The sequence below is a fragment of the Leptothrix mechoopdaensis (SeqCode) genome, assembly GCF_053893855.1.
In genome coordinates this window covers 2,361,044-2,385,300 of sequence record NZ_CM132699.1, presented here as the reverse complement: position 1 = coordinate 2,385,300, position 24,257 = coordinate 2,361,044, and the positions used below count along the sequence as shown (strand labels likewise).

17 protein-coding genes are annotated in these 24,257 nt (G+C 70.0%); 4 read left to right on the top strand and 13 right to left on the bottom strand.

Translation table 11 applies throughout. From position 1 onward, the window contains the following. Position 1 precedes the first annotated feature (1 nt). Genes ACWA7K_RS10415 through ACWA7K_RS10400 form a run of 4 tightly spaced genes read right to left on the bottom strand, consistent with a single transcriptional unit; the run spans position 2 to position 6,118 of the window. Positions 2–931: a DMT family transporter gene (locus ACWA7K_RS10415; protein ID WP_456168248.1), complete on the bottom strand. Its 930-nt coding sequence runs from the start codon at positions 929–931 to the stop codon at positions 2–4. Beyond that, the gene (locus ACWA7K_RS10410; RefSeq protein WP_456168246.1) at positions 931–1,824 is read right to left on the bottom strand and encodes a 3',5'-nucleoside bisphosphate phosphatase; all 894 of its coding nucleotides are present in this window, start codon (positions 1,822–1,824) and stop codon (positions 931–933) included. Before ACWA7K_RS10410 ends, ACWA7K_RS10415 begins: the two co-directional genes overlap by 1 nt. Beyond that, positions 1,821–5,171, bottom strand: coding sequence for a putative bifunctional diguanylate cyclase/phosphodiesterase (locus ACWA7K_RS10405; RefSeq protein WP_456168244.1), 3,351 nt, complete (start codon positions 5,169–5,171; stop codon positions 1,821–1,823). The genes ACWA7K_RS10410 and ACWA7K_RS10405 overlap by 4 nt, the downstream gene beginning before the upstream one ends. Then, positions 5,168–6,118, bottom strand: a complete 951-nt coding sequence (locus ACWA7K_RS10400; protein ID WP_456168242.1) for a transporter substrate-binding domain-containing protein — start codon at positions 6,116–6,118, stop codon at positions 5,168–5,170. The genes ACWA7K_RS10405 and ACWA7K_RS10400 overlap by 4 nt, the downstream gene beginning before the upstream one ends. A 215-nt stretch (positions 6,119–6,333) precedes the next feature. On the opposite strand from ACWA7K_RS10400, the gene ACWA7K_RS10395 reads away from it, so the two are divergent. After that, the gene (locus ACWA7K_RS10395) at positions 6,334–7,509 is read left to right on the top strand and encodes a PA0069 family radical SAM protein (protein ID WP_456168240.1); all 1,176 of its coding nucleotides are present in this window, start codon (positions 6,334–6,336) and stop codon (positions 7,507–7,509) included. A 14-nt stretch (positions 7,510–7,523) separates the two neighbouring features. Here ACWA7K_RS10395 and ACWA7K_RS10390 read toward each other — a convergent pair whose 3' ends face one another. From ACWA7K_RS10390 to grpE, 4 genes are all read right to left on the bottom strand, one after another. After that, on the bottom strand, positions 7,524–9,203 hold the full coding sequence (locus ACWA7K_RS10390; protein ID WP_456168238.1) for a response regulator: 1,680 nt from the start codon (positions 9,201–9,203) through the stop codon (positions 7,524–7,526). A gap of 188 nt (positions 9,204–9,391) precedes the next feature. Then, entirely contained in the window at positions 9,392–10,537 is a 1,146-nt protein-coding gene (gene dnaJ / locus ACWA7K_RS10385) for a molecular chaperone DnaJ (protein WP_456168236.1), read from the bottom strand. Between the two features lie 161 nt (positions 10,538–10,698). Further along, positions 10,699–12,645 carry a molecular chaperone DnaK gene (gene dnaK, locus ACWA7K_RS10380; RefSeq protein ID WP_456168234.1) on the bottom strand — a complete coding sequence of 649 codons (1,947 nt, stop codon included), beginning with the start codon at positions 12,643–12,645 and terminating at the stop codon, positions 10,699–10,701. A 93-nt stretch (positions 12,646–12,738) separates the two neighbouring features. After that, a complete protein-coding gene (gene grpE / locus ACWA7K_RS10375; RefSeq protein ID WP_456168232.1) occupies positions 12,739–13,278 on the bottom strand; it encodes a nucleotide exchange factor GrpE in 540 nt (179 codons plus the stop codon). Positions 13,279–13,491: 213 nt separating this feature from the next. Between grpE and ACWA7K_RS10370 the strand changes: the two genes are divergently transcribed. Both ACWA7K_RS10370 and ACWA7K_RS10365 read left to right on the top strand, forming a co-directional pair. Continuing rightward, the gene (locus ACWA7K_RS10370; RefSeq protein WP_456168230.1) at positions 13,492–14,379 is read left to right on the top strand and encodes a DUF6502 family protein; all 888 of its coding nucleotides are present in this window, start codon (positions 13,492–13,494) and stop codon (positions 14,377–14,379) included. Between the two features lie 63 nt (positions 14,380–14,442). Continuing rightward, positions 14,443–15,960 (top strand): DUF5666 domain-containing protein, encoded by a 1,518-nt coding sequence (locus ACWA7K_RS10365; protein ID WP_456168228.1) that lies wholly within the window; start codon positions 14,443–14,445, stop codon positions 15,958–15,960. 52 nt (positions 15,961–16,012) lie between these two features. On the opposite strand, the gene ACWA7K_RS10360 is transcribed toward ACWA7K_RS10365, so the two are convergent. Next, positions 16,013–16,489 carry an RNA-binding S4 domain-containing protein gene (locus tag ACWA7K_RS10360; RefSeq protein ID WP_456168226.1) on the bottom strand — a complete coding sequence of 159 codons (477 nt, stop codon included), beginning with the start codon at positions 16,487–16,489 and terminating at the stop codon, positions 16,013–16,015. A 30-nt stretch (positions 16,490–16,519) separates the two neighbouring features. Beyond that, positions 16,520–17,617: a ferrochelatase gene (gene hemH / locus ACWA7K_RS10355; RefSeq protein ID WP_456168224.1), complete on the bottom strand. Its 1,098-nt coding sequence runs from the start codon at positions 17,615–17,617 to the stop codon at positions 16,520–16,522. A gap of 75 nt (positions 17,618–17,692) precedes the next feature. On the opposite strand from hemH, the gene ACWA7K_RS10350 reads away from it, so the two are divergent. Continuing rightward, positions 17,693–18,397, top strand: a complete 705-nt coding sequence (locus ACWA7K_RS10350) for an HAD family hydrolase (protein WP_456168222.1) — start codon at positions 17,693–17,695, stop codon at positions 18,395–18,397. An 18-nt stretch (positions 18,398–18,415) separates the two neighbouring features. Here ACWA7K_RS10350 and ACWA7K_RS10345 read toward each other — a convergent pair whose 3' ends face one another. The 3 genes from ACWA7K_RS10345 to dnaG all read right to left on the bottom strand — a co-directional run bounded on the left by ACWA7K_RS10345 (position 18,416) and on the right by dnaG (position 24,220). Next, positions 18,416–19,351, bottom strand: a complete 936-nt coding sequence (locus ACWA7K_RS10345) for an adenylate/guanylate cyclase domain-containing protein (RefSeq protein WP_456168220.1) — start codon at positions 19,349–19,351, stop codon at positions 18,416–18,418. Between the two features lie 128 nt (positions 19,352–19,479). Beyond that, entirely contained in the window at positions 19,480–21,789 is a 2,310-nt protein-coding gene (rpoD, locus tag ACWA7K_RS10340) for an RNA polymerase sigma factor RpoD (protein WP_456168218.1), read from the bottom strand. 394 nt (positions 21,790–22,183) lie between these two features. Then, positions 22,184–24,220 (bottom strand): DNA primase, encoded by a 2,037-nt coding sequence (dnaG, locus tag ACWA7K_RS10335; protein ID WP_456168216.1) that lies wholly within the window; start codon positions 24,218–24,220, stop codon positions 22,184–22,186. Between the last annotated feature and the right edge of the window lie 37 nt (positions 24,221–24,257).

Sequence of the window (24,257 nt, the reverse complement as noted above, 5' to 3'; positions counted from 1 at the left end):
TTCAGTCGTCGACCGGATCGTCGTTCAGCGCCGACTGCGGGCCCGTGCGATGGCGCGTGTTCAGCCAGGCGGTGGTGCCGCCGCAGACCGCGATGACGGCCATGCCGACCCAGCCCCAGAAGTCGGGCAGGTCGCCGAACAGCAGCCAGCCGATCAGCGCGGCGTTGGCGATCTGCACGTACAGGAAGGGCACCAGCCGCGACGCCGGTGCGCAGCCCAGCGCCAGGATCAGCAGCAGGTGTCCGGCGGTGCCGAGCAGGCCGATCAGCCCGATCAGCGCCCAGGTCAGCGGCGTGGCGTGCAGCAGCAGGCCGTCGACGTCGAAGGGGCTGGCCAGCACCACCGGCAGCAGCAGCACCGCGCCGACCAGGCCGGTGTAGAAGTGGGTCGTGTACGGGTTCTCCAGCGCCGCCAGCTTGCTGGTCAGCAGCTGGAAGCTGGCATAGGTGCAGGCGCCGCACAGCGGCAGCAGCACGGCCCAGCCGAACAGGCCGCTGCCGGGGCGCATGACGATCAGCGCACCGGCGAAGGCGCCCAGCACCAGCACCCAGCGCACGGCGCTGATGCGCTCCTTCAGCAGCCAGACCGACAGCAGCGTGACGAGCACCGGCGTCAGCATGTTGATCGCGGTGAACTCGGCCACCGGCATGAACTGGACCGCCGTGAAGCTCAGCGCCGACGTGGCCAGCAGCAGCACGCCCCGGACCGACTGGAAACGCGGGTGTTCGGTGCGCAGCCCGGCCACGCCCTGGCGCAGCAGCCAGACCGCCATCACGCCGGCCTGGGTCGCATAGCGCAGCCACAGGATCAGCAGCACCGGCAGGTAGCGACCGGTGTGGCGCACCGCGTTGTCCAGTCCGGCGAAACAGACGGTAGCGAGCAGCAGCAGCGAGATGCCCAGCAGCGGGCGGGTCCGGGCCTCGGCGTTCATCAGGCCGCTGCGACCGGCCGCACGATGCGCGCGTCGAGGGCTTCCCAGACCGGCGTCAGGCTGCCGGGCAGCCAGGGCAGCTTGCCCAGGTCGATGCGGCTTTCGGTCGGCGAGTGGAAGTCGCTGCCGCGCGAGGCGACCAGGTCGAGTTCCAGCGCCAGGTCGGCGTACTTCTGGTATTCGGCCGTCGTGTGACTGCCGGTCACGACCTCGACGCCGCGCCCGCCGTGGCCGATGAACTCGGTGAACAGCGCGTATTCCTCGGTCGGGCTGAAGCGGTAGCGGCCCGGGTGGGCGACGACGGCGATGCCGCCGGCCTCGGTGATCCAGCGCACGGCGTCGCCCAGCGAGGCCCAGCGGTGCGGCACGAAGCCGGGCTTGCCGTCGGTCAGGAACTTGCGGAACACCTCGGGCGTGTCGTGGCAGACGCCGGCCTCGACCAGGTAGCGGGCGAAATGCGTGCGCGAGATCAGGTCGGGGTTGCCGACGTACTTCAGCGCGCCCTCGAACGCGCCGGGAATGCCGACCGCCGCGAGCCCGGCGGCCATGTCGCGGGCCCGGGCCTCGCGTCCGCCGCGGGTGCTGCCCAGGCCGGCCTGCAGCTGCGCGTCCTCGGGGTCGAAGCCCAGGCCGACGATGTGGACGGTCTCGCCGCAGAAGCTGACCGAGACCTCGACGCCGCTGAGCCAGGCGACGCCGGCAGCCCGGGCAGCATCGCGTGCGCGCAGCTGGCCGCCGATCTCGTCATGGTCCGTCAGCGCCCACAGCTCGACGCCGTTGGCGGCCGCCCGCTCGGCCAGGGCCTCGGGGCTCAGGGTGCCGTCCGAGACGGTGGAATGGCAGTGCAGGTCGGCGTTGAGGAAGCTCACCGGGCCATTGTAGGAAGGCGTCATCCGGCGCGTGCGGGTTCACCCTTGGACCCGACCTGCGCGGAGGGTCCGTCGGCCAGTTTCGGCAGCCATGCGCGCGCCTCGGAGGCCGGGCGCGGCTTGCTGAACAGGTAGCCCTGCGCCGACTCGCAGCCCAGCTCGCGCAGGTAGGCCAGCTGCTCCTCGGTCTCGACACCTTCGGCGACCACCGAGATGCCGAGGTTGCGGCCCATCGCGACCATGGTCTGGACCAGCTGCGCGCCGCTGATGTCACCCGGCAGGTCCCGCACGAAGCTGCGGTCGATCTTGAGCTTGGAGACCGGGAAGCGCCGCAGGTAGGCCAGCGACGAATAGCCGGTGCCGAAGTCGTCGATCGCCAGCTGCACGCCGGTCGAACGCAGGTTGTGCAGGAAGGCCTCGGCGCGTTCGCCCTGTTCCATCAGGCCGGATTCGGTGATCTCCAGCTCCAGCCGGCTGGCCGGCAGGCCGCTGGCCTGCAGCGCGGCGCGGATGCGCTCGTCGGTCTGGCCGCGCCGGACCTCCAGCGGCGACAGGTTGATCGCGATGCGGCCGAAGTCCAGGCCCTCGTCCAGCCAGGCGCGGCCCTGCCGGCACGCTTCCTGGGTCACCCAGGCGCCCAGCGCGGTGATCTGGCCGGTCTCCTCCAGCACCGGGATGAACTCGGCCGGACCGACCGGCGGCAGGCCCGGCTGGTTCAGCCGCACCAGCGCCTCCAGCCCGATCAGGCGGCGGTCGGCGATGCGGTAGAGCGGCTGGTAGAACAGCTCGAACTCGCGCTGCTCCAGCGCGCGGCGCAGGCGGGTGTCGAGCGTCAGCTTGTTCTGCGCGGCGGCGGTCAGGCTCTCGGTGTAGAAGCGGTAGGTGCCGCGGCCGGCGCGCTTGGCCTGGTACATCGCGGCGTCGGCATCGCGCACCAGCTCGCCGGCCTCATGCGCGTCCTCGGGGTAGAGGCTGATGCCGATGCTCGACTGCACGTAGACGTCCTGACCGGCGATGTGGAAGGGCGCCTCCAGCAGCGCCAGCAGCTCCTGCGCGACCTGGGCCGCCTCGGGCGCCTCGTGCAGCTGTTCGAGCACGAGGATGAACTCGTCGCCGCCGAGCCGGCCGAGCGTGTCCTCGCGCCGCGTGCGCGTGACCAGGCGCTGCGCGACGGCTTCCAGCAGCCGGTCGCCGGCGGCATGGCCCAGGCTGTCGTTGACGGTCTTGAAGTTGTCGAGGTCGATGAACAGCACCGCGACGCGGCGCTGCGCGCGTTCGGCCGCCGCGATCGCCCGGTCGAGCCGGTTGAGCACCAGCATCCGGTTGGGCAGCTGCGTCAGCGGGTCGAAATGGGCCATGTGCTGCAGCTGCGCCTCGGCCTGCTTCTGCGCGGTGATGTCGGTGAAGACGGTGACGTAGTGGGTCGGCTCGCCGAGGTCGTTGCGCACCGTGCTGATCGACGTCCACTGCGTGTAGAGCTCGCCGTTCTTGCGCCGGTTCTGGATCTCGCCCTGCCAGCGCCCGTGGGTCAGCAGGTCTTCCCACAGCGCCGAGAAGAACGCCGGATCGTGGCGGCCGGAGGTCAGCAGCTTGGGCGACTGCCCGGCCACGTCGGCCTCGGTGTAGCCGGTGATCTCGGTGTAGGCGCGGTTGACCGAGACGATGCGCGGGCGCAGGTCCGTCACCATCACGCCGTCCTGCGTGCTCTCCAGCGCGGCGGCATGCAGGCGCACCCGTGCCAGCGACTCCTGCAGGCGCGCGTCGCGGCTCAGCCGGGCCAGCGCGTGCGACAGGTCCAGGCCCAGTTCGCGCACGACGTCGAGCTGGTCGGGGTCATCCGGGTCCAGCCGCGCGCCGGCCAGCATCAGCACCGCGACGACCGCTTCGGCGTTGCGCACCGGCAGGGCCAGCAGGTCCAGCGCCTCGCCGGACGGCGTGCGCACGCAGCCCGGACGCCATTGCGCCAGGCCGCTGAGCTGCGCCTGGGCCAGCGCGGCGGCGTGGCTGTGCGTGGCCGGCGGCAGCGAGGCGGCACACAGGTCCATCAACGCGGCCTCGCCATGCTGGGCGCGCAGGCGAGGCGTGCGGCCGGGACCGCCGGCCTCCACCAGCCAGGCCAGCTGCAGCCCGGCCTCGCTGATGGCGACGCGGGTGACGCGGTCGAACAGCTCATGCGCCGAACGGGCCCAGACGATCGCCTGGTCGACGTGGCTCTTGAAGCGGTGCAGCCGGCCACGGTCCTGTTCACGCTGGCCGGCGGCCTGTCCGGCGCTGACGTCGCGCGACTGCCAGACCACCATCGCCGTGCCCGGCATCGCCTGCACGCGGGCCTCGTACCAGCGCGGTCCCTGTTCGGTGTCGAGGCTGTAGGCCAGGCTCTGGACCCGCCCGCTGGCCAGCGCCGAGCGCACCGTGGCGACCATGCGTTCGCGCAGCGGCCGTTCGGCCAGGTCGAGCGGCAGGTCACGTGCCGGACCGGCCAGGCGCTGGCCTTCGCCGTCGATGACCCAGTAGGGGTCCGGCAGCGACCGGGCGGCGCGCTGCGCCAGGTCGGGCTGCGGATCCAGCGGGTCGAGCAGCGCCGGCAGGCTGTCCTGCATCAGGTCGGGCCGGCGGGCACCGTCGGCCGGTCGGGTGATGTCGACGATCTCGGCGCGGCGGCTGGCCGCTTCCCGGGCCTTGCGCGACAGCCGCAGGCGGCCGATCAGCGTGGCGGCCGACAGGGCGGCCAGCAGCAGCACCAGCGTGGCCTGACGCTGCTGGCTCTGCACGATCCGTTCGAGCACCAGGTGCTCGACCCGTTCGAGCTCCATCGCCATCGCCACCGTCTCGCGCTGGCTGGCCACGGCCTGCGGGCCCAGCACCCAGTCCGAAGGACCGTGTGTCAGCTGCTGGTGCAGCAGGCGGATCCCGTCGCGGAAGCGGCGTGCGGCACTGGCAACCTGTCGGGCGGTGTCGGCATCGTGGCTGACCTGTTCGGCCAGGCGCTGCCAGGTGTCCAGCATCGACAGCGCGGTCTGCAGTTCGGCGACCTGGGTCAGACGGGCCTCCGGCGGTCGACCACCGGTTCCACCTTCATCGGCATGGGACGCGGGTGCATCGGCCCGCACCAGCGGCGCGGTCGGGCGGGTCGGCTGCGCGGCGGCCTTCTCGCGTGCCAGGCCCTGGGCCTGCTCGACATGGCGCAGCGTCTCGGCGAGCGCGTCTTCCAGCGCATGCATGTGCTCGAAGCGGTCCGACCAGGCCTGGTGGACCCAGGCGATGCCGCCCAGCGAGGTCGCCAGGCAGCACAGCACCAGCGCCCAGACCGGCACGCGCAGACCGGCCTGCAGCAGCGCGCGTCGCCAGCTCGACGGGCGGCGGCCACTCAAGGCAGTTCTCCCGCCGTCGGGTCGGCCTTGACCGCACTGGCGTCCGATGCGGCAACCGGCTCGCCGGTCACGCGCAGGTCGCGTCGGCCGAGCGCGCTGGCCTGGGCGGCCGCGTCGACATGACGGCGCGCCAGCGTGACCTCGGCCTGCGTGTAACCCAGATCCCGCACCAGCTGCAGATGGGGCGGCGTGCCCAGGTAACGTCCCAGCGCGGCGTCGAATGCCGGCAGACGCGGATCGCCCGGTCGCCAGCCATAGGCCGGCAGGCCGATGTCCCGGTCGGGATCGAGATCGGCCGGCTCGATCACCTCGACGTCTGCGGACCGCCGCGCCAGGTGGCGCAGCGACGGCGCCGACAGCGCGAAGGCCGCCACGTCGCCGGACCGCAGCGCGGCCAGCGCCTCGCCGATGTCCTGCACCGTCACCAGGTTGCGCGAGGCGACCCCGTGGCTGCGCGCCTGACGGGCCTCCGCCGCCCCTTCGAGCACGGCGATCTTCAGGCCGTTGTCGCCGCTCAGGTCGGCCAGGTTGCGGATGTGCTCGGGGTTGCCGCGCCGCACCAGCAAGGCGGTGCCCACCGCCAGCGTCGGGCGGCTGAAGGCGACCCGGCGGCTGCGGTCGGGGGTGATGAACAGGCCGGACGCGATGACGTCGATGCGGCCCAGTTCGAGCTGGTGGATCAGCCTCGGCAAGGGCACGTGGATCCAGACCGGCTCGGGTTCGCCCAGCGCCCGCAGCGTGGCGCGCAGCACCTCGGCCGCTTCGCCGCTGACGCGGCCCTGCTCGTCGATCTCGACATAGGGCGGCTCGACCGCATAGCCGACCCGCAGCGGCATCCCGCGGGGCTCGTCATGCAGGCCCGGGCGGGCACGCCAGACCAGCCCCAGGGCGAGCACGGTGCTCGCGATCAGCGACAGCAGCAGCCAGGCGACAGGCCTCTTCAACATCCCGGATTCCATCCCTGCGGCTCAGGAGCAGCCGTCCATGATTCATTCGGTCGATTGTGTTCCAGCCCAAGCGAGCGGCCGGAAGCCACGTCGCCATCAGCGGGGATATTGCGCACCGCGCTGCGCCACGTCGGCGCCAGCGCGGTCCGGACCGGCCGGAAACCCGGTTTCGAGAGCTGTATATTCATACAGCCCATAGCCGCCGGAGCCCTGCCATGCAAGCCGAACCACCCGATCCCGACGCGATGCCTGAAGTTCCGGCGATCGGGCCCGCAGACGGCCCGATGCCGCCGGTGCGCGGACGCGGCACCGGCTGGCGCATCGCCCACCGCTTCGAGACCGACCAGCGCCAGGCGGTCGACGACGGCTGGCCCGGTGATGACGAGCCGGCCGATACGACCGACGAGCCGCCACGCGGCCCGCGCACCACCGTGCGGATCGAGCAGGCCGGCCGCATCCTGAGCCGCAACGACTCGCCCGACGTGCCCTTCGAGCAGGCCGCCAACCCCTACCGGGGCTGCGAACACGGCTGCATCTACTGCTATGCGCGGCCGACCCACAGCTACCTGAACCTGTCGCCGGGGCTGGACTTCGAGACCCAGCTGGTCGCCAAGGCGAATGCGGCCGAACGGCTGCGCGCCGAGCTGGCGCGGCCGGGTTATCGGCCCAGCCCGATCAACATCGGCTCGGCCACCGACGCCTACCAGCCGATCGAGCGCAGCCATCGGCTGACCCGTGCGCTGCTGGAGGTGCTCGACGAGACCCGCCACCCGGCCACGATCGTGACCAAGTCCGGCGGCATCGTGCGGGACCTCGATCTGCTGGCGCGCATGGCCGCGCGCCGGCAGCTGATCGTGTTCGTCAGCGTGACCTCGCTGGATGCGCGCCTGTCGGCCCGGCTCGAACCGCGCGCGGCGGCGCCGGCACGGCGGCTGGCGGCGATCCGGGCGCTGGCGCAGGCGGGGGTCTGGGTCGGCGTCAACGTCGCGCCCATCATCCCGTTCGTCAACGAGCCCGAGATCGAGCAGATCCTCGAAGCCGCCGCCGAGGCCGGCGCCCGCAGCGCGCACTGGACCGTCGTGCGCCTGCCGTGGGAGGTCGCGCCGCTGTTCCGTGACTGGCTGCAGGCCCATCTGCCCGACCGCGCCGACCGCGTCATGGCCCGGATCCGCGAGATGCGTGGCGGGCGCGACTACGACGCCAACTTCGCCAGCCGCATGAAGGGGCAGGGCACCTGGGCGGCGCTGCTGCGCCAGCGGGTCGAGAAGGGCGCCGCGCGGGTCGGCCTGGTGCGCGAGACGCCGGTGCTCGACGTCAGCGCCTTCGTGCCGCCGCGCCGGCCGGTCGTTCTGTCCGGTCGCGGGGGCGGTCCGCAGCAGGCGCTGTTCTGAGCGGCCGGCCCGGGTCACACCGTCGGCAGCGCCGGTACCTCGGGCGCCGCGTCCACCTTGACGACCCGGTCCAGCCGCAGCGCCAGGCCGCCGGGGCTGCGGCCGTTCTCGTTCAGGCTGATGCGGGTGCCTTTGGCGCAGTGCTGCTTGAGCAGGCCGTCGACCTGGTCGCGCAAGGCCGCGTGCTCCGCGATGCGGCTCTCGTAGCGTTGCAGCACCTTGGCGGCCAGTTCCAGCAGCTTGGCGTTGAGGGTCTTGCGGGCCTGGCCGATGAGGGTGCGCACCGCCGCATCCGGATCGCCCTTGATGCTGTGGTTCATGGCCTTCTCGGCCGCCGCCGAGACCGCCTGGTAGGCCGACGCGATCAGGCCCCGGTAGGCGTCATGGCCGCGCGTGGCCGCCGACAGCAGGTCGACGGCGGCCTTCGAGACACAGGCGCGCAGGGCGATGTCGCGCACCCATTCCTCGGCCTGCGGCAGCTGCACCTCGGTGCGGCCGAGCAGCGACAGCAGCGCGATCAGGTTGCTGGCGGCCTCGAAGTCGAAGTCTTCCTCGTGGATCCCGTCAGCCAGCTCGCGGACCTGCTCGACCACCGCGCCGATGCGCCGCTCGCCCAGCGTGCGCAGCACGTTGACGACGGCTTGCATGCGTTCGAGGCGCGCACTGCCGGGGTTCTTCTCGATCAGGTGGTCCAGGTTGCCGGCCACGCGCTGGAAGGCCCGCGGGTCGGACGAGTCGAAGCGCATCAGCGCCAGCAGCAGCAGCGACTGGGCGTCGAACATCTTGCTCGACAGGCCCGTCACCATCGCGCGTTCCAGCGCCTTCATGGCCTCGGGCCACTCGCCGACGTAGAAGCCCAGCGTGCCGAATTTCTGCAGCCGCGTGATGCTGGCCGGCGTGATGTCGCAGGCGCGCCGGTAGGTCGCCAGCGCCTCGACCAGGTCGCCCTGCTCGACCTGCACGCGGCCCATCACGTCGTAGGCATCGGCAAAGCCGGTGTTGTTGCTGATCAGGTTCTCGAGCGTGCGGCGGGCCTGCTGCGGCGTGCCGCCTTCCATCTCGGCCCGGGCGATGCCCAGGCGGGCCCACGGCAGCGCGCGGGTCGCGCGGATGGCCTCGAAGACCGCACGCGCGTCGTCGTGCCGGTCCAGGCGCAGCAGCAGCTCGGCGCCGATGCGGGCGGCGTAGAGCCAGAACTCGCCGCGTTCGTTGAAGCGGGTCATGCAATGGCCGGCCGCGTCGATCAGCCGGCCCTGCTCGATGGCGTCGAAGATCGGCTTGAGCACCCGCTTGCGGTGACGCGCCTGGCGCACCCGCTCGCGCAGCGCCTCGGCGTTGTGCGGCTTGAGCAGGTAGCTGTCGAGCGCGGATTCGGCCGCCTCGGCCACCTTGGCGTAGGTCGCCTCGCCGGTGACCATCACGAACACGGTCGAGAAGGGCAGCAGCTGGGCCCGGCGCAGCTCGTCGAGCAGTTCCTGGCCGTTCATCGCCTGCTGGTCGAAGAACTGCTCGCAGACCACCACGTCGTACTGGCGGTGTTCCAGCAGCCGGCGGGCGTCGACCGTGCGACCGCACTGGTTGACGATGCCCACGCCCATCTCCCGCAGCATGCCCACGAGCGTGCTCCGGGACGTCACGTTGCCGTCGATCACCAGGGCTCGGCAGGTCTGCAGGTCGGGGTCGGCTCTTGTCATGGGGGGGCGGTCGCGGTTGGGTGGTCCCGTGTGGCCGGCGCCCGCAGGCGCCATTCACGCCCTTGCAAGATCGGCACCGGCTTTGCCGACTTGAGCAGATCCCCGCACATCGCCGGCGCGGCGCATGAAAAAGGCCGCACGAGGCGGCCTGGTTCACGATCGGCTGGGGCCGGCAGCGCCGGCCGGCCTCACTTGAAGAGGTCCTTGACCCGGTCGGTCCAGCTCTTGGCGTTGGGCGAGTGCTTGTCGCCGCCCTTGCGGAACGAGTCGTCGAGCTCCTTGAGCAGCTTGCGCTGGTGCTCGGTCAGCTTGACCGGCGTCTCGGCGGCGATGTGGCAGTACAGGTCGCCCGGATAGCTGGAGCGGATGCCCTTGATGCCCTTGCCGCGCAGCCGGAAGGTCTTGCCGTGCTGGGTGCCCTCGGGCAGCTCGATCTCGGCCGAGCCGTTCAGCGTCGGCACCTCGATCGTGCCGCCCAGCGCCACGGTGGTCAGCGGCACCGGCACGGTGCAGTGCAGGTCGTCGCCGTCGCGCTCGAAGATGTCGTGCTGCTTGATGCGGATCTCGACGTACAGGTCGCCGGCCGGACCGCCATGCGTGCCGGGCTCGCCGTGGCCGCGCAGGGCGATGCGCTGGCCCTCGTTGATGCCGGCGGGGATCTTGACCTCCAGCGTCTTCTGCTTCTTCAGCTTGCCCGCGCCGTTGCAGGTCGTGCAGGGGTCCGGGATGATCTTGCCGCTGCCGTGGCAATGGGGGCAGGTCTGCTGGATGCTGAAGAAGCCCTGGCGCATGTGCACCGTGCCCGAGCCGTGGCAGGTCGTGCAGGTCTTGGCGCTGGTGCCGGGCTTGGCGCCGCTGCCGTGGCAGGTATCGCATTCCTCCCAGGTGGGGATGCGGATCTGGCTTTCCTTGCCGTGGGCCGCTTCCTCCAGCGTGATCTCCATCGCGTAGGACAGGTCCGCGCCGCGGTAGACCTGCTGGCCGCCGCCGCGCCGGCCGCCGCCGCCCTGGCCGAAGATGTCGCCAAAGATGTCCCCGAAGGCCTCGGCGAAGCCGCCGTAGCCTTCCGCGCCCGGGCGGAATCCCGCCCCGCCGGCGTTCGGATCGACACCGGCGTGGCCGTACTGGTCGTAGGCCTGACGCTTCTGCGCGTCGGAGAGCATCTCGTAGGCCTCCTTGACCTCCTTGAACTTCTCCTCGGCTTCCTTGGCCCCGTCGCCCTGGTTGCGGTCGGGGTGGTACTTCATGGCCAGCTTGCGGTAGGCCTTCTTGATCTCGTCCTCGGTGGCGTTCTTGGCCAGTCCGAGGACCTCGTAGTAGTCGCGCTTTGCCATGGGCGTGCTGCCTGCTGGTCGCTGCGGGCCGGTCATGCCGGCGTCGAGCGGGTCGATGATGCGGGAACGCCGCGCCGGGTCGCAGAACGGTCTGCGGCCCTGACGCGGCGGTGGATCAGGGCCTCGTCACCGCCTCTCGGCGGCGCCGGGCCGGGCCGGTGTCAGCCCTTCTTGACTTCCTTGAACTCGGCGTCGACCACGTCGGCGTCATCGGCCTTGGCCGAGCCGCCGGCCGCACCGGCGGGCTGGCCTTCGGCCGCACCACCGGCCGCCGCCTGCTGCGCCTGCATGTCGGCGTAGACCTTCTCGCCAAGCTTCTGGCTGGCCGTCATCAGCGCGTTGGTGCGGGACTCGATGGCGTCCTTGTCCTCGCCCTTCAGCGCTTCTTCCAGCTCCTTGATCGCCAGCTCGATCTTGTCCTTCTCGCCGGCTTCGAGCTTGTCGCCGTACTCGGTCAGCGACTTGCGCACCGAGTGCACCATCGCGTCTCCCTGGTTGCGCGCCTGGATGACTTCGAGCTTCTTCTTGTCCTCGGCCGCATTGGCCTCGGCGTCGCGCACCATCTTCTGGATCTCTTCTTCCGACAGGCCCGAGTTCGCCTTGATGGTGATCTTGTTTTCCTTGCCGGTCGCCTTGTCCTTGGCGCCGACGTGCAGGATGCCGTTGGCGTCGATGTCGAAGGTCACCTCGATCTGCGGCGTGCCTCGCGCGGCCGGCGGGATGCCCTCGAGGTTGAACTCGCCCAGGCTCTTGTTGCCGGCGGCCATCTCGCGCTCGCCCTGGTAGACCTTGATCGTCACGGCCGGCTGGTTGTCGTCGGCGGTCGAGAAGGTCTGCGAGAACTTGGTCGGGATGGTCGTGTTCTTGGCGATCATCTTGGTCATCACGCCGCCCAGCGTCTCGATGCCCAGGCTCAGCGGGGTGACGTCGAGCAGCAGCACGTCCTTGCGCTCGCCGCCCAGGACCTGGCCCTGGATGGCGGCACCGACGGCCACGGCCTCGTCAGGGTTGACGTCCTTGCGCGGCTCCTTGCCGAAGAACTCCTTGACCTTGTCCTGCACCTTGGGCATGCGGGTCATGCCGCCGACCAGGATGATGTCGTCGATCTGCGCAGCGCTGACGCCGGCGTCCTTCATCGCGGTGCGGCACGGGGCGATCGTGCGCTCGATCAGCTCCTCGACCAGGCTCTCCAGCTTGGCGCGGTTGAGCTTGACGTTGAGGTGCTTCGGGCCAGTCGCATCGGCCGTGATGTAGGGCAGGTTGACGTCGGTGGAGGTCGACGACGACAGCTCGATCTTGGCCTTCTCGGCGGCTTCCTTCAGGCGCTGCAGGGCCAGCACGTCCTTGGTCAGGTCGACGCCCTGGTCCTTCTTGAACTCGCCGATGATGAAATCGATGATGCGCTGGTCGAAGTCCTCGCCGCCCAGGAAGGTGTCGCCGTTGGTCGACAGCACCTCGAACTGCATCTCGCCGTCGACGTCGGCGATCTCGATGATCGAGATGTCGAAGGTGCCGCCACCCAGGTCATAGACGGCGATCTTGCGGTCGCCCTTGCCGTGCTTGTCCAGGCCGAAGGCCAGGGCCGCAGCGGTCGGCTCGTTGATGATGCGCTTGACGTCCAGGCCGGCGATGCGGCCGGCGTCCTTGGTCGCCTGGCGCTGGCTGTCGTTGAAGTAGGCCGGCACCGTGATGACGGCCTCGGTCACTTCCTCGCCCAGGTAGTCCTCGGCGGTCTTCTTCATCTTGCGCAGGACTTCGGCGCTGATCTGCGGCGGGGCCAGCTTCTTGCCGCGCACCTCGATCCAGGCGTCGCCGTTGTCGGCCGCGGAGATCTTGTAGGGCATCAGGTCGATGTCCTTCTGCACTTCCTTCTCGGTGAACTTGCGGCCGATCAGGCGCTTGGCGGCGTAGACCGTGTTCTTCGGGTTGGTCACCGCCTGGCGCTTGGCCGAGGCGCCGACCAGGATCTCGCCGTCTTCCTGGTACGCGATGATCGAAGGCGTCGTGCGCGCGCCCTCGCTGTTCTCGATCACCTTGGTGCTGTTGCCTTCCATGATGGCGACGCAGCTGTTGGTGGTGCCGAGGTCGATGCCGATGATCTTGCCCATGTGTGTTCTCCGGGGAATGCGTTGAGTTGTCGTTGATCTGTGGATGGCGCCGGGGCTTTCAAGGGGTCAGCCCGCGCGGCGCCGGGGTGGGGCTCACTTCGGCGCGGCCACCGTGACCAGCGCCGGGCGCAGCACGCGCTCGGCGATCGTGTAGCCCTTCTGCAGGACGGCCACGACGGTGTTGGCGTCCTGATCGGCCGGCACCATGCTGATGGCCTGGTGCTGGTGCGGATCGAACTTCGTGCCGGCCGGCGGGTTGACCTCCAGCACCTTGTTGCGCTCCAGCGCCTGGCTCAGCTGGCGCAGCGTCGCGTGCACGCCCTCGAGCATCTGCTCGGGCGTGCCCTGGCCGCTCAGGTGCGTGGCGATGGCCGCCTCCAGGCTGTCCTTGACCGGCAGCAGGCTGTCGGCGAACGATTCCAGCGCGAACTTGCGCGACTTGGCGATCTCGTCGTCGGCGCGGCGGCGGGTGTTGTCGGCCTCGGCCTTGGCACGCAGGTAGGCGTCGGCCAGCTCGTGGTTCTTGGCTTCCAGCTCGGCGATGCGGGCCATCGGGTCGTCGACCTGCTCGTGGCTGTCGCCCTGGGTCTCGATCGACCGGGCGTTGGGATCTTCTGCGTGCGTCTGGTTCATGGTGAGGGGGAAAAAGTGTCGTCCGACGGATGCCTCAGCGGGCGTTCCGTCGCCAACTGGCGGTCAAGTCCCTGATTTCAAGAGGCTTGATATTTCTGATTCAGGCAGGCGGTCGCGTTACATTGCCAGTCGATTCGGATGGGAAAAATTCGCTACACTACTGGGAAAATATCCCATAGTTAACCCCCGTACCGTCCAGCCGAGCAGCAGTCTATGAGCGAACTTCCCGGAGCGGATTCCGGTCCTCTCGTCGGTCATGACCCCCGGGCCCAGCAGGCCCTGGATGGCGCTGCGGTCGTCCTGCGTCCTGTCGTGCGCTGGCTGTTGCGCCACGGCGTCCACTACGGCGCGCTGACCCAGATGCTCAAGCAGGTCTTCCTGGCCGAGGCGCGCAGCGAACTGCAGCGCAAGGGCACCAAGGTGACCGATTCGGCGCTGAGCGTGCTGTCGGGCGTGCACCGCAAGGACGTCCGCGCGCTGTCGACCCAGGCCCTGCCGACCGCCCCGCTGGTGCCGACGCCGGCATCGGTGCTTTTCACCCGCTGGGTGACAGACACCCGCTACCGCGATCCGGAGACCCACAAGGTCATCACCTGCCTGCCGCGCCACGGCGACCTGCCCAGCTTCGAGGCGCTGGCGCGCGAGACGTCCAGCGACGTCCACCCGCGCACGCTGCTGGAAGAACTGCAGCGCCTGGGCGTCGTGACGGTCGAGGGCGAGCAGGTCTGCCTCAGCACCGAGCGTTTCGTCAGCCGTCCGGAAGACGAGAGCGCGGCCCAGACGCTGGCCGTCAACGCCTCGGACCATCTGGCCGCCGCCGTCCACAACCTGCAGGCCGGTCAGGGCTTCAAGTTCCTGGAACAGAGCGTCTATGCCAACGGCCTGAGCGAGGAGTCGGGCCTGAAGCTGGCCAACGTCGCCCGCGACCTCTGGGCCCCCGCATTCGATGGGATGGTGGCGGCCGCGACCGAGTGCGTGCGCGCCGACAATGCCCGCGAGGACACGCCGTTCCGCATGCGCTTTGGCGTGTACTACTACCACGAGCCCGTGCCGCCCAAGGGCAGCGCCGGCAAGCCGGACGCCACGTCCCGGTCTTCCTGACGGGTGTCGCCGGCCTGTCAGATCCCCGACCTACCGTCCCGCCCTGGTTCCCCGGAGCACCCCATGACTGACCGACCCGGTCCGGATTCGATCCTCGCCGCACCTTCCCAACCGTCGCGCCGGCGGGCCCGCGCCTGGCAGGCGGGGCTCGCCACGCTGGCGCTGGCCATCGTCTCGGCCTGCGGCGGCGGCGGTGACGGCGGCGTCGGCACCAACGGCACGGGGGTGTCCAACGGCACGGTCTACGGCTTCGGCAGCGTGATCGTCGACGGCATCCGCTTCGACGATCGCTCGGCCCGCGTCGAGGTCGAACAGGGCGCCTCGGGCGGCACCTTCGTGCTGACGGAGGCCAAGCTGGGCCAGCGCACGCTGGTCGAGAACAACGGCAGCGACGACGACGCCAGCGGCACCGCCAGCCGGATCGAGGTCGAACCGTCGCTGATCGGCACGGTCGAATCGGTCACCGGCAGTTCGTTCCGACTGCTGGGGCAGACGGTCAACATCATCCCCACGACGTCGACCCAGACGGCGACGCTGCTGTCCGGCTTCTCGCTGGGCATCGCCGCCGGTGATGTCGTCGAGGTCCACGCGATCCGCCGTGGCACTGGCGCCGCCCTGGTCTACGACGCGACCCGCGTCGAGAAGAAGGCCAGCACCGACCATGTCCGGCTGACGGGCATCGTCACGACATCGAGCGGCACGACCTTCAAGATCGGCAACGTGACGATCCAGCGCGGCAGTGCCGTCATCCGGCCTGCCGGTGCGACGCTGGCCGACGGCAAGCTCGTGACGGTGTTCGCTGGCTCCACGGCCTACACCAGCGGCAGCAACGCCCTGACGGCCCAGGCGGTGCGCGTTCGCACGCTCGCCTCCTCCAGCGGCACGTCGGACCACTTCGGCGGCGTCATCGACAGCGTCTCGGGCAGCACCATCGTCATCGACGGCCTGACGATCAACCTGTCGGGTGCGCGATTCGACCCGAGCAACTACGCACCGGCCAGCCGCGACTACGTCCGTGTCCGCGGCAGCTTCGACGCATCGGGCAACTTCATCGCCACGCGCATCCAGCGCCGCAACGGCAACGACAGCACGATCGACCCGGCGGAACTGATCGGCACGGTGTCGAACGCGGGTGCCAGCACGACCTCCTTCCAGGTGCGTGACACGCTGGTCACGGTGCCGGCTTCGGGCGTGACCTACAGCGGCGTCGGCTGCTCGGCGGGCGTGGCCGTGCCGGACGGCACCTTCGTCGAGGTCAAGGGCCAGATCCGCTCCGACGGTCTGGTCGCGACGAAGATCCAGTGTGGCAGCGAGGTCCAGGGCGGGGTGGTCGAACGTCGCGGCTTCGTGGCCAACCTGGACACCAGCGCACGGACCTTCGACGTGGTCGGCGTCAGCGGGACCATCGCCCGGGTGACCTATCAGGCCAACACGTTCTTCCGCGCCATCGACGCCGCCAACGCGACGCAATGGGCGAACGGCGTGGCGATCGAGGTCGAAGGCGCCCTGGGGTCCGCCGCTGGCGTCTCGCCGGCCTTGATCACGGCCCTGAAGATCAAGCCCGAGAACAGCTCGCCCTGATCCCGCGCAGCGACCGCTTCCGTCGCCCGGGGGCTGAGGAACCGATGGTTCTTCAGCCCTTGTCGTTTTCGTCGTCCAGCGACACGCTCCAGCGCTGCCACTCGACCAGCTTGCGCCGGTCCGACTTGGTCGGGCGGCCCTGTTCGATGCTCTGGGCCGGATCGGCCTGATAGGGGCGGGCGGCGGTCCAGGTGGCGATGGCCTGGCGGCTTTCCTCGGTTTCCTCGTAGAGCGCCTGGGCGACCGGCGCCGGCCCGCGGGTCTCCGACAGTCCCTTGACGAGAATGCGGCGGGCCAGCGGGCAATCGCCCTGGCGCACCGCCAGCGTGTCGCCGACGCGCACCGTGCGGCTGGCCTTGGCGAACTGGTCGTTGACCATCACGCGGCCCTTCTCGATCGCCTCGCCGGCCACGCTGCGGGTCTTGTAGAAGCGCGCCGCCCACAGCCACTTGTCGAGCCGCACACCGGCGCTTTCCTGTTGCCGATCGGCCTCGGCGGCCTTGCGGGCGGTGGCGTGGTGGGTCTTCATCGTCGTCCCCCTGTGACTCTGGCGCCAGCCTCAGGCCTGGGCGCCCAGCGTCAGGGCGCGCAGGCGCTGCGATTCCAGTTCGGCGGGGCGCGGCTGCTCCTCCCGCGTGGTCGGCCAGCCGGCGGCATGGCGCTGCACGATCGACACCATCGCGCGGATCCACGCCGGATGGTCGTTCAGGCAGGGGATGTGCTCGTAGCGCTGGCCGCCGGCCTGCAGGAAGTCGTGGCGGCCCTCGATCGCGATCTCCTCCAGCGTCTCCAGGCAATCGGCCGGGAAGCCGGGGCAGAAGACCTGCAGGTGGCGCACACCCTTCTTGGCCAGCGACTTGAGGGTCGCCTCGGTGTAAGGCTCCAGCCACTTGGCCTTGCCGAAGCGGCTCTGGAAGCTCAGGCTCATCTGGTCACGCGACAGCCCCAGACGTTCACCCAGCAGGCGGCCGGTCTTCAGGCACTGGCAGTGGTAGGGATCGCCCAGGTGCAGCGTGCGCTCGGGCACGCCGTGGAAGCTCAGCAGCAGGTGATCGCCGCGGCCCTCGCGCTGCCAGAAGTCCTGCACCCGCTCGGCCAGCGCATCGATGTAGGCCGGGTCGTCGTGGTACTGCTTGATGAAGCGCAGCTCGGGCAGGTTGCGCTGCGTGGCCGCCCAGGCGCTCAGGTCATCCCAGACGCTGGCCGTCGTCGTGCCCGAGTACTGCGGGTACATCGGCAGCACGAGGATGCGGTCGCAGCCCTGCTGCTTGAGCTGGTCGAGTGCGCCGGCCATGTCGGGCTTGCCATAGCGCATCGCCCAGGACACGACGACCTGCTCGCCGCGTTCGCCCAGGTAGCCCTGCAGCAATGTCGCCTGCTTGCGCGTCCAGACCGCCAGCGGCGAGCCTTCCGGGGTCCACACGCTGGCGTACTTGGCGGCCGACTTGGCCGGCCGCGTGCGCAGGATGATCCCGTGCAGGATCGGCAGCCAGATCGCCCGCGGGATCTCGACCACGCGCGGGTCGGACAGGAACTGGGCCAGGTAGCGGCGCACCGCATCGGTCTGCGGTGCGTCGGGCGTACCGAGGTTGACGAGCAGCACGCCGACACGCGGGGCGCGGCCGTGCTGGAAGGTGGGTTCGGTGGCGTATGGCATGGCGGCGCGGATTCTCGCCGAGCGGCTTCGCCCCGAGCGGCTTCACCCCGACCGATCGGCGCCGACAATCCGGCGATGACGATCCGCGCGCTGACCCTCGACCTCGACGACACCCTCTGGCCTCTCCTGCCGACGCTGCTGCGGGCCGAGCGGGCGATGCACGACTGGCTGGCCGAACACGCGAGCGCCACGGCCCGGATGCACGACGTGGAGGCGATGCGCGCGCTGCGCGCCGACGTCGGTCGCCGCCACCCGGCACTGGCTCATGACCTGAGCCAGCTGCGCCGCGTCTCGCTGGTCGAGGCGCTGACGGCCGCAGGCGACGACCCGGCGCTCGCCGAGCCGGCCTTCGACTGCTTCTTCGCCCATCGCCAGCAGGTGGTGTTCTACGACGAGGTGGCCGACGCGCTGGATCGGCTGGCCTCCCGCTTCCGTCTTCTGGCCGTCAGCAACGGCAACGCGGAGCTGGAAGCGACGGGCCTGTCAGCCTGGTTCGCGGGCTCGGTCAGCGCCCGTCAGGCGGGTGTCGCCAAGCCCGATCCGCGCATCTTCCGGCAGGCCTGCGCGGCGCTCGATTGCCCGCCCGAGGCGGTCATGCACGTGGGCGACGACCATGCGGCCGACATCGTCGGCGCGCGCGCGGCCGGCCTGCACAGCGCGTGGCTGCGGCGCGAGCCGGCGTTGGCCGGGCGGTTGGAGGTGGATCCGTCGGCGCCGCAGGGGCACCACTGGGTCATCGGGGATCTGGCCGTGCTGGCCGACCGGCTGCTGTCGGACTGACGCCGCCGGCGCGGCGCCTCAGAGCAGCGGCTGCGGGTCGGTGTCGTCGAAGCGCAGGACCTCGAAGCCGATCGTCGGCGCGTTCAGCACGTTCGGGCTGACGCCCATGCAGATCACGCCCCGGCCGTGCAGCGTGCAGGAACCACGTCGCAGCGTGATGATTTCCGACTGCCGGCCGAAGCGCACATAGGTGCCGTTCGAGCTCAGGTCGGTCAGCTGGAAGGTGCCGCTGTGCCATTCGATGCGGCAATGCGAGCGCGAGACGCGGCTGTCATCGACGCAGTAGTTGGCCTCGTGGCTGCGGCCGATGATGACCGGCAGGTTGCGCACGCTGTGGATGCGCGAGACGCCGTCGCAGGTCAGCCGGATGCCTTCGGGCGCGCTGGCCGGCGCCGAGTCGCCGAACATCGTCGAGGCCGCGTCCTGCAGCCGGCGCGGCTCCAGGCGCCAGACCTCGACCGGTTCGAGCCGGCCGCGCAGGTGCAGTTTCTCCAGTCGGCGGAAGCGGTCGCGCATGTCGACCGGCAGGTGCTCGATGGTCTGCGTCGTCAGCAGCGTCTCGTTGTCGCCGGCCGCATCGAGCAGCCGGGCCGAGACGTTGACGGCGTCGCCGAAGCAGTCACCGGCGACCTCGATCATCTCGCCGTGAACCATCGCGATCTGCACCCGCATGGCGGGGCGTCTCGCGGGCTTGGACGAGCCGGTGATGCGGTCGATCGATTCGTGGACTTCCTCGGCCGCGCGAACGGCGGGCAGGGGATCGGGAAAGACGGCCATCAGGCCGTCACCGAGGGTCTTGATGACGCGGCCGCCCTGGCCTTCGATGATCCTCCCGACCACAGACACGCTGTGGGTGACCACCGAGGCCGCTTCGGCATTGCCGAGGCTCTCGTAGAGCGAGGTGCTGCCGCGCAGATCGGCGAAAAGTACGGTGCAGGAGACAGTCTGCGACATGCGCCAAAGTTTAGCGTGCAGCGGCGTGACGCATCGCACGACCTCATGCCCTGAAATGAAAAAGGCCCGTGTTTGCGGGCCTTTCAGACGGGTGAGTTGCGCCGGCTCGACGCCGGCGGACAGCCCTGTCAGAGGTTGTCGAGGTAGGTGCGCAGCTTGTCCGAACGGCTCGGGTGCTTGAGCTTGCGGATCGCCTTGGCCTCGATCTGGCGGATGCGTTCGCGGGTCACGTCGAACTGCTTGCCGACTTCTTCCAGCGTGTGGTCCGTGCTCATCTCGATGCCGAAGCGCATGCGCAGCACCTTGGCCTCGCGCGGGGTCAGGCTGTCGAGGATGTCGCGCACGACCTCGCGCAGGCCGGCCTGCATCGCGGCCTCGATCGGCGCGGTGTTGTTGGTGTCCTCGATGAAGTCGCCCAGGTGCGAGTCGTCGTCGTCGCCGATCGGCGTCTCCATGGAGATCGGCTCCTTGGCGATCTTCATGATCTTGCGGATCTTGTCCTCGGGCATCTCCATCTTCTCGGCCAGCGACGGGGCGTCGGGCTCGTAGCCGAACTCCTGCAGGTGCTGGCGCGAGATGCGGTTCATCTTGTTGATCGTCTCGATCATGTGAACCGGGATGCGGATGGTGCGGGCCTGGTCGGCGATCGAGCGGGTGATGGCCTGGCGGATCCACCACGTCGCGTAGGTCGAGAACTTGTAGCCCCGGCGGTATTCGAACTTGTCGACCGCCTTCATCAGGCCGATGTTGCCTTCCTGGATCAGGTCCAGGAACTGCAGGCCGCGGTTGGTGTACTTCTTGGCGATCGAGATGACCAGGCGCAGGTTGGCCTCGATCATTTCGCGCTTGGCCTCGCGCGAGCTGGCCTCGCCCTCGTTCATGCGCTTGTTGATCTCCTTGAGATCCTCGATCGGCACGACCGCCTTGGCCTGCAGGTCGATCAGCTTCTGCTGCAGTTCCTGCACCGCCGGCAGGTTGCGGCCCATGATGGCGCTGTAGTTCTTGCCGGCCGCGACCTCGCCCTCGGCCCAGGCCAGGTTGAGCATGTTGGGCGGGAAGACCTTGATGAAGTACTCCTGCGGCATGCCGCAGCGGTCGACCAGGATCTTGCGCAGCTCGCGCTCGTAGCGGCGCACGTCGTCGACCTGCGAACGCAGCAGGTCGCACAGCTTCTCGATCGTCTTGACGGTGAAGCGGATCGTCATCAGCTGCGTGCTGATCGCCTCCTGCGCCTTGTTGTAGGCCGGCGACTTGTAGCCGTCCTTCTCGTAGGCGCGGCGCATCTTCTCGAAGTCGGCCTCGAGCGCGTCGAACTTGACCAGCGCCTGGTTCTTCAGCTCCTCGAGCTTCTTGGTCAGCGCCTTGGAGCCACCGTTGCCGTCGTCGTCGTCCTCTTCGTCGAACTCGTCGAAGTCTTCCTCGGCGACGTAGTCGTCGGCCTCGTCGGCGGCGACGAAGCCGTCGACCACGCTGGAGATCTGGTCATCGCCGGAGCGGATGCGCGCGGCCAGCGCGAGGATCTCGGCGATGGTCGCCGGCGATGCGGAGATCGCCAGCATCATGGCCTGCAGGCCGCCTTCGATGCGCTTGGCGATCTCGATCTCGCCCTCGCGCGTCAGCAGCTCGACGGTGCCCATCTCGCGCATGTACATGCGCACCGGGTCGGTCGTGCGGCCGAACTCGGAGTCGACCGTGGACAGCGCGGCTTCGGCCTCTTCCTCGGCTTCCTCTTCGGTCGCCGTGCTGGTGTTGTTGCCGGAGATCAGCAGCGTGGCCGCGTCGGGCGCCTGCTCGTACACGGCGATGCCCATGTCATTGAGCATCGACACGATGGCCTCGAGGATCTCGGCCTCGACCAGCTTCTCTGGCAGGTGGTCGTTGATTTCCTGGTGCGTGAGGTAGCCACGCGTCTTGCCCATCTTGATGAGGGTCTTGAGCTCCGAGCGGCGCTTGTTGACTTCCTCTTCGGTGAGCGTCGTCTCGTCCAGGCCGAACTCGCGCATCAGCGCGCGTTCCTTGGCCCGGCTGACCTTCATGCGCAGCGGCTTGGCCTTGGGCTTGTCCTCGCCGACTTCCTCGACGGCAGCGGTCTCGACCTCGGCCTCGACCTCGACTTCGGCCTCGACCTCGAGTTCGGCCTCGATGTCGGTGAAGTCTTCCTCGGCTTCCAGGGCCGGCTTGGTCGCGCCCTTGGCATCGACCTTCTTGGCGGCGGGCTCGGCGCTCGCGGCCTTCGGCTTGCGGCCGCGCTTGGCGCCCGCAGCCGGAGCGGCAGCGCCGTCGTCGCCGGCTTCAGCAGCTTCGACAACCGCCTTGGCCGCCTTCGGGGCCTTCGCGGCACGCGCGGGCTTGGCCGGTGCGGCCTCGGCGGCGGGGGTGGCGTTCAGGCTCTCGTCGGCTTCAGTGGCAGGGGCGGGGGCGCGCTTTTTCGCGGTCATGCGATTCCTCGGCTGGGTACTCGGCAGGTGGCGGCCGTGGCGGCTAAGGCCAGGCGGTCTGGATCCGGGCGGCGGCAGCATCTGTCTGCGCTGGCGTCGGCCCTTGCGAAAAATTTTTTTCGGAAAGTCGATCGCAACAATGCAAACAGCCGACCCTCCGTGGCCTGGTATCAGGGCGGGGGGCCGGGCTGCGGCGCTGGCAAGCTCGCGTGACCTTGGTTGTTGCAGCGTTGGCGGGGAAGGTGGCCTGATGGGGTGCCCGTTTCGCGGGTGGCCGGGGCCGGCAGACGCTGCAGTCACTCTTGCCGAGTCGGAACAAGCTTTCGATTATCGACGCATCCGTCAGGTTCCGTCAAAGACGGCAGGGTTTATCCCCTGTTTGCGGGGCGAAGGATCAGCGTCGGCGGCTGGTGCGGTCGTCGGTGTCGGCCGCGACGACCGGCGCCTTGAGCGCCGCGCGCTGCGCCATCAAGGCATTGCGACGCGCGGTTGCCGCTTCGGACAGGTCGCCCGACTCCAGCAGCAGGGTGATCTCCTCGTCGACCGCCTGCAGGTGCAGCGCCTTGAGCACGGCGGCGAGTTCCTCGCGGGCACTGGCGTCGTCGCCAACCTCGTGGAAGGCCTGGATGCGGCCGATCAGCAGCGTGCGCGAGCTGTCCTCTTCCGGGCCTTCGGCGCGCGCCAGGTCCGCCAGCAGGGTCGACATCGGCAGCACGCCCTGGTCATGAAGCAGGCGTTCCAGCGCGGCGAAGAACTCGCCGTAGGGCGCCGGTTGCTGGACCAGCCGCTCGTGTTCGTCCGGCGGCAGGTCCAGCCAGAGCTGGGCCTCGCGCACCATCAGCCAGGCGGCACGGTCGAGCAGGGTCGCGGTGCGGGGCGGGACGCGACGGTAGTTGGCCGACGACTCGCCCGGCCGTCCGCCTCGGTCGCGCCAGTTGCCGCGCTGGCCGTCGCGATCCTTCCAGCGCCGCGTGCCATCGCCGCCGCTCCAGCCCTGTCGACGCGGCGGGCCGGGTGGTTGCGACGGGTCGTCGACCCAGTCCGGCGGCGGGCCCTGTCGAGGACGGTCGTCGGACGACGGGTCCTGTCGCAGGGCTCGGCCGTCACCGGCAGGGCGCTTGCCCGGCACCGGTCGCTGCCAGTGACCGGCCAGCACCTCGACGGCCAGCCCGCCGCGCTGGGCCAGCTCGACCAGCAGCTGGGCCTGCAGCAGGCCGTCGGGCAGCTGGTCGTACAGCGGGCGGGCCTGGGCCAGCATCCGCGAACGTCCTTCCGGCGTGGCCAGGTCGCAGTCGACCGCGGCCACCGCCATCAGCTGGGCCGACAGCGGGATCGCGTCGGCGATGCAGCGTTCGAAGGCCTCGCGGCCCTCGGCGCGGATGAACGAGTCCGGGTCATGTTCGGTCGGCAGGAACAGGAAGCGGAAGCTGCGCGTGTCGGTCGCGTGCGGCAGGACCGCCTCCAGCGCCCGGGCGGCGGCGCGGCGGCCGGCGGCGTCGCCGTCGAAGCTGAAGACCACCGCGTCGGTGAAGCGCATCAGCTTGGCGATGTGGTCGGCCGTGCAGGCCGTGCCCAGCGTGGCCACCGCGTTGGGCACGCCCAGCTGCGCCAGCGCGACCACATCCATGTAGCCCTCGGTGACCAAGACGTGACCGCGTTCGCGGATCGCCTGGCGGGCCTCGTACAGGCCGTACAGCTCGCGACCCTTGACGAAGACCGGCGTCTCCGGCGAGTTCAGGTACTTCGGCTCGCCGCTGTCGAGGATGCGTCCGCCGAAGCCGATCACCTCGCCCTTCGGGTTGCGGATCGGGAACATGATCCGGTCGCGGAAGCGGTCGTAGCGGCGTTCTTCCTCGCCCGCCTCCTGCTTGTGGATGACCAGCCCGGCCTCGACCAGCTGCGGGTCGTCGTAGCGGGCGTAGGCGCTGGCCAGCGCATGGCTGCCGGGGGGCGCATAGCCCAGGCCGAAGCGGGCGGCGATGGTGCCGGTCAGGCCACGTTTCTTCAGGTAGGCGATGGCCCGGTCGCTGCGCTTGAGCTGGTCGCGGTAGTGGCCCATCGCCTTGGCCAGCACGTCGGTCAGGCTCAGACGTTGCTCGCGGGCCTTGGCGGCGCGTTCGCGCTCCTCGGCGGTGGTGTCGTCGTCAGGGACCTGCAGGCCCATGTTGTCGGCCAGCTCGCGCACCGATTCGACGAAGCCAAGGCCGCTGTGTTCCATCAGGAAGCCGACGGCGTTGCCGTGCACGCCGCAGCCGAAGCAGTGATAGGTCTGGCGGCTCGGGCTGACGACGAAGCTGGGTGACTTCTCGCCGTGGAAGGGGCACAGCCCCTTGAAGTTGATGCCGGCCTTCTTGAGCGTGACGTGGCGGCCCACCACCTCGACGATGTCGGCGCGGGCGAGCAGGTCCTGGATGAAGCCTTGGGGGATCACGGCGCGCAGTCTAGCCAAGCGCGCCGTGAGCCCCGGC

Coding starts and splice junctions, on each gene's coding strand:
- dnaJ (WP_456168236.1), bottom strand. CDS start 10,537: ATGGCAAAGCGCGACTACTACGAGGTCCTCGGACTGGCCAAGAACGCC.
- ACWA7K_RS10415 (WP_456168248.1), bottom strand. CDS start 931: ATGAACGCCGAGGCCCGGACCCGCCCGCTGCTGGGCATCTCGCTGCTG.
- ACWA7K_RS10400 (WP_456168242.1), bottom strand. CDS start 6,118: ATGTTGAAGAGGCCTGTCGCCTGGCTGCTGCTGTCGCTGATCGCGAGC.
- rpoD (WP_456168218.1), bottom strand. CDS start 21,789: ATGACCGCGAAAAAGCGCGCCCCCGCCCCTGCCACTGAAGCCGACGAG.
- grpE (WP_456168232.1), bottom strand. CDS start 13,278: ATGAACCAGACGCACGCAGAAGATCCCAACGCCCGGTCGATCGAGACC.
- ACWA7K_RS10370 (WP_456168230.1), top strand. CDS start 13,492: ATGAGCGAACTTCCCGGAGCGGATTCCGGTCCTCTCGTCGGTCATGAC.
- hemH (WP_456168224.1), bottom strand. CDS start 17,617: ATGCCATACGCCACCGAACCCACCTTCCAGCACGGCCGCGCCCCGCGT.
- ACWA7K_RS10365 (WP_456168228.1), top strand. CDS start 14,443: ATGACTGACCGACCCGGTCCGGATTCGATCCTCGCCGCACCTTCCCAA.
- ACWA7K_RS10360 (WP_456168226.1), bottom strand. CDS start 16,489: ATGAAGACCCACCACGCCACCGCCCGCAAGGCCGCCGAGGCCGATCGG.
- ACWA7K_RS10395 (WP_456168240.1), top strand. CDS start 6,334: ATGCAAGCCGAACCACCCGATCCCGACGCGATGCCTGAAGTTCCGGCG.
- dnaK (WP_456168234.1), bottom strand. CDS start 12,645: ATGGGCAAGATCATCGGCATCGACCTCGGCACCACCAACAGCTGCGTC.
- ACWA7K_RS10410 (WP_456168246.1), bottom strand. CDS start 1,824: ATGACGCCTTCCTACAATGGCCCGGTGAGCTTCCTCAACGCCGACCTG.
- ACWA7K_RS10350 (WP_456168222.1), top strand. CDS start 17,693: ATGACGATCCGCGCGCTGACCCTCGACCTCGACGACACCCTCTGGCCT.
- ACWA7K_RS10390 (WP_456168238.1), bottom strand. CDS start 9,203: ATGACAAGAGCCGACCCCGACCTGCAGACCTGCCGAGCCCTGGTGATC.
- ACWA7K_RS10345 (WP_456168220.1), bottom strand. CDS start 19,351: ATGTCGCAGACTGTCTCCTGCACCGTACTTTTCGCCGATCTGCGCGGC.